The sequence below is a fragment of the Amycolatopsis sp. NPDC049253 genome (assembly GCF_040678995.1).
Taxonomy (GTDB): domain Bacteria; phylum Actinomycetota; class Actinomycetes; order Mycobacteriales; family Pseudonocardiaceae; genus Amycolatopsis.
Genome location: NZ_JBFAQX010000002.1, coordinates 194,141 through 209,816, shown reverse-complemented (window position 1 = coordinate 209,816; position 15,676 = coordinate 194,141). Strand labels below are relative to the sequence as shown.

At 69.6% G+C, this 15,676-nt stretch carries 15 protein-coding genes; 12 read left to right on the top strand and 3 right to left on the bottom strand.

Annotated elements, in window-relative coordinates:
* Positions 1-8: 8 nt before the first annotated feature.
* Genes AB0K15_RS05290 through AB0K15_RS05280 form a run of 3 tightly spaced genes read left to right on the top strand, consistent with a single transcriptional unit; the run spans position 9 to position 2,874 of the window.
* Complete coding sequence (locus AB0K15_RS05290; RefSeq protein WP_364045806.1) at positions 9-1,136, top strand: hypothetical protein; 1,128 nt, start codon at positions 9-11, stop codon at positions 1,134-1,136.
* Complete coding sequence (locus AB0K15_RS05285) at positions 1,133-2,044, top strand: ABC transporter ATP-binding protein (RefSeq protein WP_364045804.1); 912 nt, start codon at positions 1,133-1,135, stop codon at positions 2,042-2,044. Before AB0K15_RS05290 ends, AB0K15_RS05285 begins: the two co-directional genes overlap by 4 nt.
* Positions 2,041-2,874 carry an ABC transporter permease gene (locus tag AB0K15_RS05280; protein ID WP_364045802.1) on the top strand — a complete coding sequence of 278 codons (834 nt, stop codon included), beginning with the start codon at positions 2,041-2,043 and terminating at the stop codon, positions 2,872-2,874. Before AB0K15_RS05285 ends, AB0K15_RS05280 begins: the two co-directional genes overlap by 4 nt.
* Here AB0K15_RS05280 and AB0K15_RS05275 read toward each other — a convergent pair.
* Positions 2,864-3,667: a lipase gene (locus AB0K15_RS05275; RefSeq protein WP_364045800.1), complete on the bottom strand. Its 804-nt coding sequence runs from the start codon at positions 3,665-3,667 to the stop codon at positions 2,864-2,866. The genes AB0K15_RS05280 and AB0K15_RS05275 overlap by 11 nt on opposite strands.
* Positions 3,668-3,707: 40 nt before the next feature.
* A complete protein-coding gene (locus AB0K15_RS05270) occupies positions 3,708-5,543 on the bottom strand; it encodes a helix-turn-helix domain-containing protein (RefSeq protein WP_364045798.1) in 1,836 nt (611 codons plus the stop codon).
* 159 nt (positions 5,544-5,702) lie between these two features.
* Between AB0K15_RS05270 and AB0K15_RS05265 the strand changes: the two genes are divergently transcribed.
* From AB0K15_RS05265 to groL, 9 genes are all read left to right on the top strand, one after another.
* Positions 5,703-5,942, top strand: a complete 240-nt coding sequence (locus AB0K15_RS05265; protein ID WP_364045796.1) for a hypothetical protein — start codon at positions 5,703-5,705, stop codon at positions 5,940-5,942.
* A 165-nt stretch (positions 5,943-6,107) separates the two neighbouring features.
* Positions 6,108-7,760, top strand: coding sequence for a methane monooxygenase (locus AB0K15_RS05260; protein WP_364045794.1), 1,653 nt, complete (start codon positions 6,108-6,110; stop codon positions 7,758-7,760).
* A 115-nt stretch (positions 7,761-7,875) separates the two neighbouring features.
* Entirely contained in the window at positions 7,876-8,925 is a 1,050-nt protein-coding gene (locus AB0K15_RS05255; RefSeq protein WP_364045793.1) for a 2Fe-2S iron-sulfur cluster binding domain-containing protein, read from the top strand.
* 60 nt (positions 8,926-8,985) lie between these two features.
* On the top strand, positions 8,986-10,155 hold the full coding sequence (locus tag AB0K15_RS05250) for a toluene hydroxylase (RefSeq protein ID WP_364045791.1): 1,170 nt from the start codon (positions 8,986-8,988) through the stop codon (positions 10,153-10,155).
* The gene (mimD, locus tag AB0K15_RS05245) at positions 10,152-10,523 is read left to right on the top strand and encodes a propane 2-monooxygenase effector subunit MimD (protein WP_220239305.1); all 372 of its coding nucleotides are present in this window, start codon (positions 10,152-10,154) and stop codon (positions 10,521-10,523) included. The genes AB0K15_RS05250 and mimD overlap by 4 nt, the downstream gene beginning before the upstream one ends.
* A gap of 60 nt (positions 10,524-10,583) precedes the next feature.
* A complete protein-coding gene (locus tag AB0K15_RS05240; RefSeq protein ID WP_364045789.1) occupies positions 10,584-11,621 on the top strand; it encodes an amidohydrolase family protein in 1,038 nt (345 codons plus the stop codon).
* The gene (locus AB0K15_RS05235; protein WP_364045787.1) at positions 11,618-12,367 is read left to right on the top strand and encodes an iron-sulfur cluster assembly protein; all 750 of its coding nucleotides are present in this window, start codon (positions 11,618-11,620) and stop codon (positions 12,365-12,367) included. The genes AB0K15_RS05240 and AB0K15_RS05235 overlap by 4 nt, the downstream gene beginning before the upstream one ends.
* Complete coding sequence (locus AB0K15_RS05230) at positions 12,364-13,389, top strand: NAD(P)-dependent alcohol dehydrogenase (RefSeq protein WP_364045785.1); 1,026 nt, start codon at positions 12,364-12,366, stop codon at positions 13,387-13,389. Before AB0K15_RS05235 ends, AB0K15_RS05230 begins: the two co-directional genes overlap by 4 nt.
* A 32-nt stretch (positions 13,390-13,421) precedes the next feature.
* Entirely contained in the window at positions 13,422-15,113 is a 1,692-nt protein-coding gene (groL, locus tag AB0K15_RS05225; RefSeq protein ID WP_364045783.1) for a chaperonin GroEL, read from the top strand.
* Between the two features lie 50 nt (positions 15,114-15,163).
* Here groL and AB0K15_RS05220 read toward each other — a convergent pair whose 3' ends face one another.
* Complete coding sequence (locus AB0K15_RS05220) at positions 15,164-15,595, bottom strand: DoxX family protein (protein ID WP_364045781.1); 432 nt, start codon at positions 15,593-15,595, stop codon at positions 15,164-15,166.
* Positions 15,596-15,676 lie beyond the last annotated feature (81 nt).

The window sequence follows — 15,676 nt, the reverse complement described above, 5'->3', positions numbered from 1 at the left end:
CAGAGGTGATGCCGGTGTCCGTCGTGCGACGTGAACGCGGTCGCCGCTGGGCGGTGGTCGCCGTCGTGGCGGTGGCGCTGGTGGCGCTGCCGTCACTCGTCGCCGCGCTGCGGCCCGCCGGGCCGGCCGCCGACGCCGGGCACCTGCGCGACCTGGTGCTGGGCTCGGCCGGGAAGCCGTACCAGGGGCTGGCTCAGAGCCGGGGCTCGCTGGCGATCCCCGAGCTGCCCGACCTCGCCGACGTGTCGGCCCTGTTCTCCACGACCACGACCACGCGCGCCTGGTACGCCGGGCCCGACCGCTACCGCGTGGCGGTGCTGACCACGACGGGGGAGCACGACGTCTACCACCTGCCGGAAGGCGAATACACCTGGGACTACGGGGCGAACATGCTGACCCGGCTGACGGGAGACGCCGCCGTGCGGCTGCCGCGCGCGGGTGACCTGCTGCCGCCCGAGCTGGCGCGGTGGGCGCTGCGGTCCGCGCCCGCGGACCCGGTCAGCACGCTGCCGCCGCGCACCATCGCCGGCATCCCGGCGGCTGGCTTCCGCCTGGTGCCCGCCGATCCGGAGACGACGATCGGCGGCGTCGACGTGTGGGCCGATCCGGGGACCGGGCTGCCGCTGCGCGTCGAGGTGACCGCGCGCGGACAGCGAGCGCCGATGCTCACCGCGGAGTTCGAGGACGTCGAGCAGACCGCGCCCGTCGTCACCGCGCCGGTGCCCGCACCGGGCAGCGGCTTCACGGCCACCAACGCGCCGGACCTGTCGAACGCGCTGGGTGCCTTGGGCCGCGTCCGCCTGCCGCCGAAACTCGGCGGCCGGCCCGTGCGCACCGCGAACTTCGGCGGCGTGCAGGGCGCGGCGCTCTACGGTTCGGGGCTCGCGGCCTTCGCGGTGGTCGCCGTGCCGCGCGCGGTCGCCGACGGCGCGGCGGACGCGGCCGGCAAGGCCGGCGGAACCGCGATCACCATGCCGCGGGGCACGGCCGTGCAGCTGTCGGTCACGCCGCTGTCGCTGGCGATCGTGCGCCCGCCGAGCTCGCGGCGCGGTTACCTGCTCGCCGGGCTGGTCGCGCCGCCGGTGCTGGCCGCGGCCGCGGCCGACCTGGCCACGCTGCGCCGGAGCGGCCGATGATCGTCACGCGGGGGCTGACCAAGCGGTACGGCCGGACGGTGGCCGTCGACGCCGTCGACCTGGAGGTCCGGGAAGGCGACCGGTACGGCTTCCTCGGCCCGAACGGGTCCGGCAAGACCACGCTGGTGCGGATGCTGCTCGGGCTCGTCTACGCCACGAGCGGCGAGATCGAGGTGCTCGGGCAGCCGGTGCCGAAGCGCCTCGCCGACGTGCTGCCCGACGTCGGCGCGCTCGTCGAAGGCCCGGCCGCCTACCCGCACCTGTCCGGCCGGCGCAACCTGGCCCTGCTCGACGCCGCCGGCCGCCACCGCGGCAGGCGGACGCGCCGGCGCCGCATCGAGGAGGCGCTGGAGCGCGTGGGTCTCGCCGGCGTCGACCGGCGGCCGGTCAAGGCGTACTCGCTAGGCATGCGCCAGCGCCTCGGCCTCGCCGGCGCACTGCTCGACCGCCCGCGGCTGCTGGTGCTCGACGAGCCCACCAACGGCCTCGACCCGCAGGGCATCAAAGAGATCCGCGAGCTGCTGCTGGAGCTCAACCGCGACGGCACCACCGTCTTCCTCTCCAGCCACCTGCTCGCCGAGATCGAGCAACTGTGCACCCGCGTCGGCATCGTCGACCACGGCCGCCTGGTGCTCGACGGCGAGGTCGCCGCCCTGCGCGCCGCGACCGGCCGTGTCCTGCTGCGCACCCCGGACCCCGCCGTGGCCGCCGCCGTGCTCGACGGCCACCTCGAACACCGCGACGGCGAACACCTCGTGGTCCGCTACGCCGACGCCGCGGAACTCAACACCCGCCTCGTCAGCGCGGGCGTGCGCGTGAGCGACCTGCGGGAGGAGCACCGCACGTTGGAACAGGTCGTGCTCGAAGTGACGAGCCACGGTTCGGACCGCTTCGGAGGCACGCGGTGATCGGCGTCGAACTGCGCAAGCTCGCGTTGCGGCCGCGCGTGTGGGTGAGCGTGCTGCTGCTGTGCCTGCTCCCGGCGATCGTGGCGGTGTTCCTGGCGACCGCGGACTTCGCGCCGCCGCCCGGGCAGGGCGGGGCGTTCCTGTCGGCGGTGGTGAACGACGGGTCGCTGTACCCGGCGGCCGCGCTCGCGCTGGTGCTGCCGCTGTTCCTGCCGATCGCGGTCGCGGTCGTGGCGGGGGACTCCGTGGCGGGGGAGGCCTCGGGCGGCACGCTGCGGTACCTGCTGGCGCGCCCGGCCGGGCGGACGCGGCTGCTGACGGCGAAGCTCGTGGCGCTCGCGGTGTACGTGACGGCGGCGATCGCCATCGTGGTCCTCACGTCGCTGGTGATCGGGATCCTGTTGTTCGGCACGGGCGCCGAGGCCGGGCCCGGCGGCCAGACGGCGCAGGTCGTGACGTTGTCGGGCACATCGTTGAGCTCGTCGTCGCTCGCGCTGCGGTTGCTCGGGGCCGTGGCCTACATCGTTTTGTCGATGCTCGGGTTCGCCGCGATCACGATGTTCCTGTCGACGCTCGCGGACTCGGCGCTCGGGGCCGCGCTCGGCGGGCTGGCCGTGCTCATCACGAGCTCGGTGCTGGAGACGCTCGACGCGGCCGCGCCGGTGAAGCCGTACCTGCCCACGCACTACTGGCTCTCGTGGCTGGACTTCTTCCGCGATCCCGTGCTGTGGCACAACATCGACCGCGGGGTGCTGCTGCAGGCCGGCTACATCGTGGTGTTCTTCGGCGCCGCGTGGGCGAACTTCGCCACCAAGGACGTCACGAGCTGAGCGCCGCGCACGAGGCGGGCACCGACAGCGGCGCCGTGCCGATCGCGTCGAGCACGAGACCGGTCACGGCCGGGTCCGTCGGCAGGTCGCCGTGCGCGGCGGTGTCGGCGGGGCACACCTGCTGCAGCGCCACGTTCACCGCGCCGTCGAGCCGCGCCGACTCCGGCGGCGTCACGGTCCGGTCCAGCCGCGTCCACACCGAAAGCCACGGCAGGCCCGGCGGGATCGGCGGCAGCTGCCGCAGCAGGGCACTGCCGGGCGTGAGCTGGCGGCAGGCCGTGGGACACGCGCCGGGCGCCAGCACGCCGCCGGCGGTGGCGAGCGTGGTGCCGTGCATCGGCGCGCCGAGCGTGATCACGCGCCGGGCCTGGTGCTCGCCGCCCTCGCGCGCGACCCACAGCCGCGCGACGACCCCGCCCGCCGAGTAGCCGATCACGTCCACCGACGGGGCTCCGCCGGCATACGCGCGTTCGACGGCTCGCGTCAGCACGTCCACCTGCTGCAGGAGGTCGCCGGTGCCGTCGCCGGCGAGGGTGAGCACCTCGGTGTCGCGGCCCGTGGCCCGGTGTATGCGGTCGGCCAGCTGTTCGAGCGAGCTCCGGCCACCGCCGTAGCCGGGCACCAGCAGCACCGGCCCCGGCGTGTCCTGGTCGGGGCTTCCGGCGCGAGGTACGCCGGAACTCCCGCCGACGGACACCGCCGTGACGATGCCGGCGGCCACGATCGCGAGCGCCACCGCGGCGACGAGCAGCCGTCGCCGCGGGCTCAGTCCTCGCACACCCGGCCACCGCATGGCTCCATGATGATCCCCGGCGTGCGGGACCTCCGTGAACTCAGTGGTCGGGCGTGACGATGCCGTACTCGTGGATCTTGCGGTAGATCGTCGCGCGCGAGATCCCGAGCAGCTGCGCGGCGCGCGGTTTGTTGCCGTGGGCCTCCTCGAGGCTGCGCACGATCGCGTCGCGCTCGATCGACTCGAGCCCCTTCAGCGGCCGTTTCGCGATGGCCTGGTACTCGGCAGGCAGGTCGCTCGGCTGGATCGCGCCGAGCCGCCGGTGCTGCGCGACCTTTTTGAGCACCTGGTAGAGCTGCGCGGTGTTGCTCGGCCAGTCGGCGCGCATCAGCAGGTGCAGCGCCGTCGGCGAGCACGAGAGCCGGCTGCCGCGCGAGAGCTTCGCGAGGAAGAACGGCACCAGCTCGGTCAGGTCGTCGATGTGGCGGCGCAGCGGCGGCACGGTCACCGTGCGCGGGAAGAACGCCAGCGACTCGGCCAGGTCCGGCGTCGTCTCGGCTTCGGGGGCGAGGGTGACCGCGAGCCACGGCGCATTGGCGCCGTACGCGGTACGCACCTCTTCGAGCACCCCGGAGAACGCCTTCAGCTTTTCACCGCGCAGCGACTCCAGGTGCTGCACCACGAGTGTGTCGACCGGGTCGTCGATCAGGTCGCGTCGGAGGTCGCAGAGCCAGTCGTCCTCCGCCGCTTCGCGCGCGTCGAGCGTGTGCAGCCGGCCGGTCGGGTTGCGCCGCTGGTGCACGCCCTTCGCGAGGCTCAGCTTCCCGGTGCCCGGCTCGCCCGCGAGCACGAGCCACTCGCCGCGGCTGTAGCCGGCGTCGACGTCGTGCGTGCAGCGCAGCCAGGACGGCGCCGAACCGACCAGGCCGGGCAGGAACATCGGCAGCATCGGCACGGGCACACCGCTCGACTCGGCCTCCGAGACGATCAGCTTCACCGAGAGCACACCGCCCACGACGTCGTCCTCGTGCTGGCCCGGCACACGCCGGCAGTGCATCTTGACCTTGCCCCCGCCCGAGAGCGTCACGGTCGCGGTGTTGCGCCGGTACTCCGACAGCGCCTGCGCGGCGTGCCCGAGCAGGATCGACTGGTCGGCGGAGTTGAGCAGCTGGCGCGCGCTGTCGTTCATCATCACGATGTCGTCGTTGAACGCCATGACGATGCCGGTCGTGCGGCGGCACGCCTGCAGGTAGGACTGGAAGAGGATCAGCTCGCGCAGGTTGCTGTGCGTCAGCAGCGCCTGCTGGATCTGCTCGGCCGTGCTGCGCGCGAGCGCGATCAGCAGCCCGCCCGCGTCCTTGCGCCAGCACGTGAGGTCGACGGCGCCGATCATCTTCCCGGAGATCGGGTGGTGGATCGGCACGCCGGCGCAGGCGAGGTTCTCCAGGTGCTCGGCGTAGTGCTCGTGGCCGAACACGTGCGTCGGCTGCTCGTCCTCCAGCGCGGTGCCGATGCCGTTGGTGCCCACGAACTTCTCGCCGTAGCTGAAGCCGGGGACCAGCTCCACCCGTTCGAGGTGGCGGTGCAGGTCGGTGTCTCCGGTGCGCTGGCTCAGCACCGTGCCGGTCGGGTCGGCGAGGATCATGCTGATCGGCTGCCCGTCCAGCTGGTCGCCGAGCCGTTGCATGACGAGTTTCGCGCTGTGGATCAAGGGAGTGTCGAGATTGACCTCGCCGAGGTAGGGCAGGTCGATGCGATCGGCGGGCACGCGGAAATGCCGCGACCGCCACCACGAAGCGAGGATCGCCTCGCGGACTTGGTCCGGCTCAATGGTTTCCGACGTCAGAAAGCGAATCCGGGTCCTCGCCAGACCGTCTTCGTCGGGCAGGATCGCGGCCGGGTTCGGTGCGACCTGGCGGGCGGGTGGACTCTTCACCACGGCTCGACCTCCTGTCGCTGCCCACGTCGTTGTGTCGCAGTACCGGGTCGTACCCACCTTAGGACACTTGTCCAGCGCGGGTCTCACCTTGAGACGCGCTCCTCGCGCGCGGGGGGTTCTCATGGGAGTCCGGAAGAGCGGCGTAGGAGGACTCGAATGGATGAACAACCCGAGGAAACGTACAACCCGTGGACAGTTGTAGACCTGGTGTTCCGCCACCTCGTGGACATCGGACTGCACCCGACGCTCGGCTCCGGTGGCCATCCCGGCGAGCCGGCCGCGGAACTGCTGCGGGCACTGGGGATCACGCCCACGGCCGAGGGTGACGTGCGGCTGCAACAAGAGAAGGAGTCTCAGCTGGCCGCGCTGCGGGCCGCGATGATGGAGGACGGCTGAAAAAATCTCCGCGGCTTGTCTCGTATTGAGACTCGCGGTTCGGCGGGCCGCCCCCTTAATCGTGTTCGCAGGACTTCACGCCCCGGTCCGACCGGGTGAACCGGGTACCGCGGTTCGGGCAGGGCGCGCCAGCAGCCGTCGTGGCGCGACGGGTAAGGAGAGACCATGAGCCGCCAGAGCGTGGCGAAAGCCCACCAGAAGATCCAGGAGCTGTCGTGGGAACCGGTGTACCACCAGCCGGTGTCGCACTACGGAACCGATTACACGTTCCACAAGGCCAAGAAGAAGGACCCGCTCAAGCAGGTGCTCCGTTCCTACTTCCCGATGCAGGAGGAAAAGGATCACCGCGTTTACGGGGCCGAGGACGGCGCCATCCGAGGCAACATGTTCCGGCAGGTCCAGGAACGGTGGCTGGAGTGGCAGAAGCTGTTCCTGTCCATCATCCCGTTGCCGGAGATCTCCGCGGCGCGGGCCATGCCGCTGCTGTTCCGCACGGTGCCGAACCCGGAACTGCACAACGGCCAGGCGATCCAGATGATCGACGAGGTTCGCCACTCGACGATCCAGCAGAACCTGAAGCGCCTGTACATGAACAACTACATCGACCCGGCAGGGTTCAACTCGAGCCTGCGCAACTTCCAGAACGACTACTGCGGCACGATCGGCCGGCAGTTCGCCGAGGGATTCATCACCGGTGACGCCATCACCGCGGCGAGCATCTACCTCACGATCGTGGCCGAGACGGCGTTCACCAACACGCTGTTCGTCGCCATGCCCGCCGAGGCCGCGGCCAATGGCGACTACCTGCTGCCGACGGTCTTCCACTCGGTGCAGTCCGACGAGTCGCGCCACATCAGCAACGGTTACGCCACGCTGTTGATGGCACTTTCCGACGAAAGCAACCACCAACTGCTCGAACGCGATCTGCGTTACGCGTGGTGGAACAACCACCGGGTGGTCGACGCGGCCATCGGCACCTTCATCGAGTACGGCACGAAGGACCGCCGCAAGGATCGGGAAAGCTACGCGGAGATGTGGCGCCGGTGGATCTACGACGACTACTACCGCAGCTATCTCGTCCCGCTCGAGAAGTACGGTCTGGTCATTCCGCACGACTTGATCGAAGAAGCGTGGAAGCAGATCTGGGACAAGGGCTACGTGCACGAAGTCGCGCAGTTCTTCGCCACCGGGTGGCTCGCCAACTACTGGCGCATCGACCCGATGACGGACGAGGACTTCGAGTGGTTCGAGTACAAGTACCCGGGCTGGTACGACAAGTACGGCAAGTGGTGGGAGAACTACAGCCGCCTGTCCGTGCCGAACGGGCACAACCCGATCGCGCTGGAAGACGTCGACTACGTCTACCCGCACCGCTGCTGGACCTGCATGGTCCCGTGCCTCGTGCGTGAGGACATGGTCATGGCGGAGGTCGACGGGCAGTGGCGGACGTACTGCCACGAAGCCTGCCGGTGGACCGACGTCGAGGCGTTCCGGCCCACGTACCAGGGTCGCGAGACCCCGAACATGGGCCAGCTCATCGGGTCCCGCGAGTGGGAGACGCTCTACCACGGCTGGAACTGGGCCGATGTGGTGTCCGACATGGGCTTCGTCCGCGACGACGGCAAGACCCTGGTCGCCCAGCCGCACCTCGACCTGGACCCGAAGAAGATGTGGACACTGGACCACCTGCGCCGGTGCCCGCCGCTGCAGAGCCCGAACGTGCTGCTCAACGAGATGAACGCCGAGCAGCGGGCCGCGTTCCAGGACGACTACAACCGCCAGGGTCCGGCGGGACGGCCCGCACGGGCAGCGTCCTGATCGGACAGACGACCGGTCTCCGCCGGCGATCGGGTGCCGCCTTCACGGCGGTACCCGATCGCCGACGGTGGCGACCCGGGATGTGTGCGAACTCCGGCGTTCAGGCAGGGAAGCGATGGGAAACAAGCACCACGTCCGCTTCGAACCGGTCGGCATCGAGATCGAGGTCGACGAGGACCAGAACATCCTGCGAGCGGCTGCCGAGCAGGGCGTCATGCTCATGCACGGATGCAAGGAGGGGCAGTGCGCCTCCTGCAAGTCGTTCATCCTCGACGGCGACGACGTCGACCACGACCGGTACTCCACGTTCGCGTTGCCCGACTTCGAAAAGGAGGAGGGCTTCACGCTGCTGTGCCGGGCGCACGCGTACGAGGACCTGACGATCGAACTGCTCAACTACGACGAGGAGATGATCCACTCCGGACTGCCGATCCAGGAGGCGGTCGCGGAGGTGGTTTCCCTCGAGGAGGTCACGCACGACCTGCGCCGGCTCGTGGTCCGGCTCATCGACGCCGAGTCGTTCAAGTTCTTCCCCGGCCAGTACGTCGACTTCGTGGTCCCAGGACACGAGGCCACCCGGTCGTTCTCGATGGCGAACACCCCCGGCCGGGACTCCGGCCTGCTGGAGTTCGTGATCAGGATCTACCCGGACGGGTTGTTCTCGCACTTCCTGGACACCGCGGTGTCGGTCGGGGACCGGCTCGACGTGTCGGGCCCGTTCGGGGTCTTCACCCTGCGGGACGCGCCCGAGCGGGATCTGGTGTTCCTCGGTGGCGGCGCCGGCATGGCGCCCATCCTCTCGCTGCTGCGGTCCATGGCCGAGCGCGGCATCGAGCGGAAGGCGACCTACTACTACGGCGCCCGCCGCAAGAGAGACCTGTGCTTCGAGAGCGAGCTGACGGCCCTCGAGGACAAGATCCCGGGTTTCCGGTTCGTCCCGGCCCTGTCCGAACCCGAACAAGGTGAGGACTGGGACGGCGAGACCGGCCTGATCACCGACGTGGTGCGGCGGCTCGAGAACGACCTGGGCCGCACCGACGTCTACGTGTGCGGGCCGCCGCCCATGGTGGAGGCGGCCCTGGAACTGCTGCCGGCGCTCGGCGTGCCGGAGAAGCGGATCTTCTACGACAAGTTCACCACGACCGGCGATGCGGACGAGACGTGAGTCCGGCTGGGAAACCGACGCAACGACGAGGCCAGTGCCCGACGCGAAGGATGAAAACCGATGACATCAACGGCAGAACGCAGCGTGCCCAAGCCCGTCTTCACCGATGCCGAGGCAGGCGCCCGGGTCTTCCCGGACTCGACGGAACGGCACTTCAACTACTTCACCCCGAAGAAGCGCAAGCAGAGCCACTACGAGGACGTCACCGTCGAGGTGCAGCCCGACCCGCGGCACTACCTGAGCCAGGGCTGGCTGTACGGCTTCGCCGACGGCAACGGCGGCTACCCGCTCGAGTGGACCGCGCTCAAGGCGTGGGGTTCGGATCGGCCCGAGCCCGTGCGCAGCCCCGGTTCGGGTGGCCAGGGCTACCCGTGGCCCGCGCTCGGCTGGCACGAGTTCCGCGACCCCAATGAGGAGTGGGAGCTCACGCTCTATCGCTACAACGCGAACGTGGTCCGGCAGCTGAACCAGAACATCGACGCGGCCCGTCAGTCGAAGGCGTTCGAGCAGTGGAACCCCAACTGGGTCACCTTCGTCTCGCACCACATCGGTGCGTGGATGCACGTGGACCAAGGCTTGGGGCTGTACCTTTACGCCAACGCCAACCGGCGGGCGCCGACCAACATGCACAACAACGCCATCTCCGTGAACAGCATGCACCGCATCCGCGCGGCGCAGGACCTCGCGCTGTACAACCTCACGCTGTCCGAAGAGATCGACGCGTTCGACGGCACCGCGCACCTGGCGACGTGGAACGAGGACCCGGCGTGGCAGGGCGTACGGGAGACGGCCGAGGCGCTCACCGAGATCTGGGACTGGTGCGAGGCGATCTTCGCCGCGAACATCGTGTTCGAGCCTCTGGTCGGTGAGCTCTTCCGCAGCCGGCTGGTGCAGCAGGCGGCACCCGCCAACGGCGACTTCGTGACGCCGACCCTGATCGGTGCCGAGGAGTTCGACTACTCCGAGCGCGACCTGCGCTACACGAAGGCGATGTTCGACCTGTTGGTCAACGACAAGGAATTCGCCGACCACAACCGGCAGCTCCTGCAGCAGTGGCTGTCGGCATGGGTGCCGAAGTGCATCTTGGCCGCGCGGACGCTGCAGCCGCTGTGGTCGCAGCCCGACGCGAAGCCCATGCGGTTCGAAGACAGCCTCGACCGCGCCAAGAGCCGCTTCGGCGGCATCCTGTCCGACCTGGGTCTGCAGACACCGAAGGAGCTGAGCCAGTGACTCTCTTCAAGACGGCGGAAAGCCCGTACAAGTCCAACAACACCGCCTCGAACCGGTGCGGGTTCACCCTGATGAACAACCAGGTCGGCGTGATCGTGGCCGAGGTCATGGGTGGCAAGAAAAACGTGACCATCACGCCGCTGCCCTCGATGATCCGCGTAGACGCCGACGGCCGCATGGACGTCGTCTACTCCGAGATCGACGAGGCGGCGGGAGAGGAGGAGGGCTGGTTCAACTCGGCGGAGTTCGAGGAGAACATGTCCACCCACTACGGGCGCATGGTCCACCTCGACGATCGCACCATCATGTTCGCCAATCCCGAGGACGCGGCCGAGTACCTCGACTTCGACCTCGTGGCGCGCTCGTAACAGCACCGGTCGCAGCAGGACCGGTCGGAAAAGCACTCGATTCAGTCCGGGAGGAGCACCGTGTACGAAAAGGACGGTCAGAAATATTTCGTCGTCGACAGCCACACCCACTTCTGGGATGCCAGCCCGGCCAACTGGAAACCCGGTCAGGAGGAGTTCGCCAAGGGCTGGATCGAGTGTTTCCACGCTTACCAGAGCCTCGGCCCGGCCGAGACCCACTGGCCGATCGAAAAGTTCCAGAAGTACGACGAAGAAACGATGATGCACGACCTGTTCGACGCGGGTCACGTGGACATCGCCATCTTCCAGCCCACCAGCCTCCGGCAGTGGTACAAGGAGGGTTTCAACACGACGGAGGCCAACGCCGCGCTGGCCGAGAAGTACCCGGGCCGGTTCATCGTGAACACGAACTGGGACCCGCGGGACGGCGATCCGGGGCTGAGGGCGTTCGAAGAGCGCGTGAAGCGCTACGGCTGTAAGGGCGTGAAGCTCTACACCGCCGAGTGGCACGGTGACTCGCGCGGCTGGAGCCTGCGGGACCCGGAGGCCGCGTACTACCTGGAGAAGTGCCAGGAACTGGGCGTGAAGAACATCCACGTCCACAAGGGACCGACGATCTGGCCGCTCGACAAGGACGCCTTCGACGTCAAGGACGTGGACTACGCGGCCACGAACTTCCCGGAGCTCAACTTCATCGTCGAGCACGTGGGGCTGCCGCGGATCGAGGACTTCTGCTTCATGGCCACGCAGGAGCCCAACGTCTACGCCGGCCTGTCGGTGGTCATCGGCGGGCTCATGCACGCGCGGCCGCGGTTCTTCGCGAAGGTGATGGGAGAGCTGCTGTTCTGGGTCGGTGAGGACAAGATGCTCTTCGGCGCCGACTACGCCATCTGGGAGCCGAAGTGGCAGGTGGAGGGCTTCGTCGACTGGCAGATGCCCGACGGCGAGGAGTTCTCCGACTACGGGAAGCTCACGGTCGAGACCAAGAAGAAGATCCTCGGTCTCAACGCGGCCCGCCTGTACGGGCTCGACGTGCCCGAAGGTCTCGGGCTCAAGGATCCCGAGACCGTCGAGGCGGTAGGGGTTCCGTCGCCGTGACGGCAGCCGGAACCGCCGGCGCGCGCACCGACCAGACCGCCGCGATCACCGCGGCGGTCTGGTCGGCGCTGGGGACCGTGCGCGATCCCGAGCTCGACCGGCCGTTGACCGACCTGGGTTTCGTGGCCAGCTCCACAGTGGACCCGGGTGGGGAGGCGGTCGTCGAGCTGTGCCTGCCGACGTATTTCTGCGCGCCGAACTTCGCGTTCCTGATGGTGGCCGACTCCTACGACGCCGTGTCGGCGGTGCCGGGGGTCAGCCGGGCCGTGGTGCGCCTGAAGGACCACTTCGCCGCCGACGTGATCAACAAGGGGGTGGCGGCGCGGGCCGGTTTTGTCGGTTCCTTCGGCGACGAGGCGGTCGACGAGCTCGACAGCCTGCGCGCCGACTTCCTGCGCAAGGCCGTGCTCGCCGGCACCGACCGCGTGTGCCGGTCGATGGTGTCCGGCGGCGTGGCCCGGGAACGCCTGGCGGACCTGACGCTCGCCGACGCACCGCCGACGCCGGACCGCGAACGGCTGCGGGATCGCCGCCGTGAGCTGGGCCTGCCCGGCGGTGACGCGGACCCGCTCGTGCTCGACCCGGGCACCGGCGAGGCCGTCACGGCGGACGAGCTGCACCGGCACCTCGGCCTCGCGCGGCTCACGCGCGTGAGCCAGGACGCCAACTCGGGGGTGTGCCGCGGGATGCTGCGCGCCCGTTACCCGGAGGCCACCGACAACCCCGATACGGAGGAGACGCCATGAAGGCGGTCCGGTTGCACGCTTACCACCAGCAGCCCGTCCTCGAAGAAGTGCCGGAGCCGAAGGTCACCGGGCCGCTCGACGTGGTGGTGAAGGTCGGCGGGGCCGGAGTGTGCCGCACCGACCTGCACATCGTCGAGGGGCAGTGGGCCGAGAAGTCCGGCGTCGCGCTGCCTTACACGATCGGGCACGAGAACGCGGGCTGGGTGCACGAGGTCGGCTCCGCGGTGACCAACGTGGCCGTCGGCGACACCGTGATCCTGCACCCGACGCCGACGTGCGGGCTGTGCCACGCCTGCCGCGCCGGCAACGACATGCACTGCGAGAACAACGCGTTCCCCGGCATCGACACCGACGGCGGGATGGCCGAGTACCTGCTCACCTCCGCCCGGGCGTGCATCAAGCTCGACGCGGAGACCCGCCCCGAGGACGTCGCGGCGCTGGCCGATGCCGGCATCACCGCCTACCACGCCGTGCGCAAGGCGGTGCCGCTGCTGCCCCCGGGCACGGTGTGCGTTGTCAACGGCGCCGGCGGGCTCGGGCACATCGGCATCCAGTCGCTGCGGGCGCTGACGGCGACGACCGTGGTGGTCGTGGACCGCAACGTCGACGCGCTGAAGCTGGCCGCCGACCTCGGGGCCGACCACACCGTGGTCGCCGACGGCACCCACGTCGACGCGGTCCTGGACCTCACGGGCGGCCACGGCGCCGAGGTCGTGCTCGACTTCGTCGCCGAGCAGGGCGCCCAGCAGGACGCGTTCGCGATGACGCGCAGGGCCGGCTCGCACTTCGTGATCGGCTACGGCAGCAACATCGACATCCCGACCATCGACATCATCTCCACGGAACGCAACATCGTGGGCAACCTGGTGGGCACCTACAACGACCTCGTGGAGCTGATGGTGCTCGCGCAGGCGGGCAAGGTCACCTTGCACACCAGGCAGTACCCGCTCGACGCGGCACTCGACGCGCTGGCCGATCTCGACGCCGGCCGCGTCCGGGGCCGCGCCATCCTCGTCCCCTAGCCGATCCAGTCCCATCACACAGGAGGAGCAGCATGGCCAAGGAACTTCGCTTCGGCTCGGAAGCCCGCGACCTGCTGGTGGCGGGGGTGGACAAACTCGCGGAGGCCGTGAAGTCGACGCTGGGCCCGAAGGGGCGCAACGTGATCATCGAGAAGATCACCGGCTCGCCCGTGGTCACCAACGACGGCGTGACCATCGCGCGTGAAGTCCACTTGCGCAACCAGTTCGAGAACATGGGCGCGCAACTGGTGAAGGAAGCGGCGATCAAGACCAACGACGTGGTGGGCGACGGCACCACGACCGCGACCGTGATCGCGCAGGCGATCGTGAGCGAGGGCATGCGGGCGATCGCCCACGGCGGCAACCCCGTGCTCGTCAAGCGCGGCATCGACGCGGCGGTGGGCCGGCTCGTCGAGCACCTGGAGACGATGGCGCATCCGGTGAAGTCCGAAGAGGACTTCGCGCGGGTCGCGGCGATCTCCGCCAACGACGACGGGGCCGTCGGCTCGGTGATCGCCAAGGCGCTGCACACGGTGGGGGAGAGCGGCGTCGTCACGATCGAGGAGTCGCCGCGCATCGGCATGTCGGTGGAGTTCGTGGAGGGCTTCGAGTTCGACAACGGCTACCTCTCGCCCTACCTCGTCACGGATCCCGGGCGCCTGGAAGCGGTGCTCGACGACCCGTACATCCTCATGTGCAGCGAGAAGATCAGCAACGTGCAGCAGCTGATGCCGGTGCTGGACAAGGTGATGCGCAACCCGCGCCCGCTCGTGCTGATCGCGGAGAACGTGGAGGGCACGGCGCTGTCGATGCTCGTGCACAACCACGTGAACCGCACGTTCCAGGCCGTCGCGATCCGCGCGCCCGGCTTCGGCGACCGCCGGCTGCACAAGTTGGAGGACCTGGCGGCCGTGGTCGGCGGGGCCGTGCTGTCGAAGCACTCGGGGTTTTCGCTGGAGACGATGAAACTGGAGCACCTCGGCCGCGCGAAGCAGGTGCGGGTGACGGAGAACGCGACCCAGATCGTCGGGGGCGCGGGGTCCGCCGAGGCCGTCGAGTTCCGCGTGAACCAGCTGCGGGCCGAGCGTGAGCGCGCGCAGTTCGGCATCGACGACGACGTGCTGACCGAGCGGATCGGCGCGCTGACCGGCAAGGTCGCGGTGATCCGCGTCGGCGCCGCGACGCCGGCCGAGCTCAAGGAGCTGCAGCACCGCGTGGAGGACGCGCTGTCGGCCACCCGGGCCGCGATCGCGGAGGGCGTGGTCGCCGGCGGCGGCGCGACCCTGCTGCACGCGGAGAAGGTGCTGACCGGTCTCGACCTCGAAGGCGATTACGCCATCGGCGCCGACATCGTGCGGCGCGCGCTGAGCGCACCGGCGATGCTGATCGCCAGCAACGCCGGCTACGCGGCCGAGGAGATCGTGGCGCAGACCCGCAAGCTCGGCGACGACGAAGGGTTCGACGCGTTAATCGGGCGCTTCGGCGACCTCGTCGAGCTCGGCATCATCGACCCGTTGCGGGTGTGCCGTTCGGCGCTGCAGAACGGCGCTTCGGTCGCCGGCCTGCTGCTGACGACGAACTCGCTGATCGCCGAGGAGCAGACGCCGTGGGGTGGCAGCGCGGCGCTGATGACCGAGTTCGGGCCGCTCGACGAGGGCCTGCACCAGCCTTCACCCGACGCCAGTACGCCGCAGTCGCTCGGGATGGGCCCGTCGGTCGGCTGATCCGCGGGTGACCCGGGCGGCCGATCCGGGCGACTCGACCCCCGCGCACCTCACCCCCGTACGGGTGCGCGGGGGTCTTCCCGTTGACCGGCACGGAAAGCCGCGAGTGCCCCGGTGAGCGCGAACCGGCCGGGACCGGTGAACGCGAGCACCAGCAACGTCCAGCAGAAGAGCGCGGCCTGCTCACCGCCGTTCTGGATCGGCAGCAGATCGTTCGGCGCGTGGACGGTGAAGTAGGCAAAAGCCATCGATCCCGAGCCGATCAACGCGGCCGCGCGGGTGCCGATGCCGAGGCACACCAGCGTGCCCGCCACGAGCTGGATGAGCGCCGCCCACCAGCCGGGCCACGTGCCGACCTGCGCCGGGGCGTGGGCGCCGAGGAGACCGAAGAGGGTTTTCACGCCGTGGCAGGCGAAGAGGAACCCCACGACGATGCGGAAGAGTCCGATCGCGTGGTCGCGGATCGCGTTCAGCCGGTGCATGGTACCTCCACAAAGGACGGTGCCGGGGCGCGGCCGGGCCGACGCCCCGGTCGACTGCCGTAATGGTCCAGACCTATCGGT

Coding starts and splice junctions, on each gene's coding strand:
- AB0K15_RS05290 (WP_364045806.1), top strand. CDS start 9: ATGCCGGTGTCCGTCGTGCGACGTGAACGCGGTCGCCGCTGGGCGGTG.
- AB0K15_RS05285 (WP_364045804.1), top strand. CDS start 1,133: ATGATCGTCACGCGGGGGCTGACCAAGCGGTACGGCCGGACGGTGGCC.
- AB0K15_RS05275 (WP_364045800.1), bottom strand. CDS start 3,667: ATGCGGTGGCCGGGTGTGCGAGGACTGAGCCCGCGGCGACGGCTGCTC.
- AB0K15_RS05265 (WP_364045796.1), top strand. CDS start 5,703: ATGGATGAACAACCCGAGGAAACGTACAACCCGTGGACAGTTGTAGAC.
- AB0K15_RS05260 (WP_364045794.1), top strand. CDS start 6,108: ATGAGCCGCCAGAGCGTGGCGAAAGCCCACCAGAAGATCCAGGAGCTG.
- AB0K15_RS05255 (WP_364045793.1), top strand. CDS start 7,876: ATGGGAAACAAGCACCACGTCCGCTTCGAACCGGTCGGCATCGAGATC.
- AB0K15_RS05250 (WP_364045791.1), top strand. CDS start 8,986: ATGACATCAACGGCAGAACGCAGCGTGCCCAAGCCCGTCTTCACCGAT.
- AB0K15_RS05230 (WP_364045785.1), top strand. CDS start 12,364: ATGAAGGCGGTCCGGTTGCACGCTTACCACCAGCAGCCCGTCCTCGAA.
- groL (WP_364045783.1), top strand. CDS start 13,422: ATGGCCAAGGAACTTCGCTTCGGCTCGGAAGCCCGCGACCTGCTGGTG.
- AB0K15_RS05220 (WP_364045781.1), bottom strand. CDS start 15,595: ATGCACCGGCTGAACGCGATCCGCGACCACGCGATCGGACTCTTCCGC.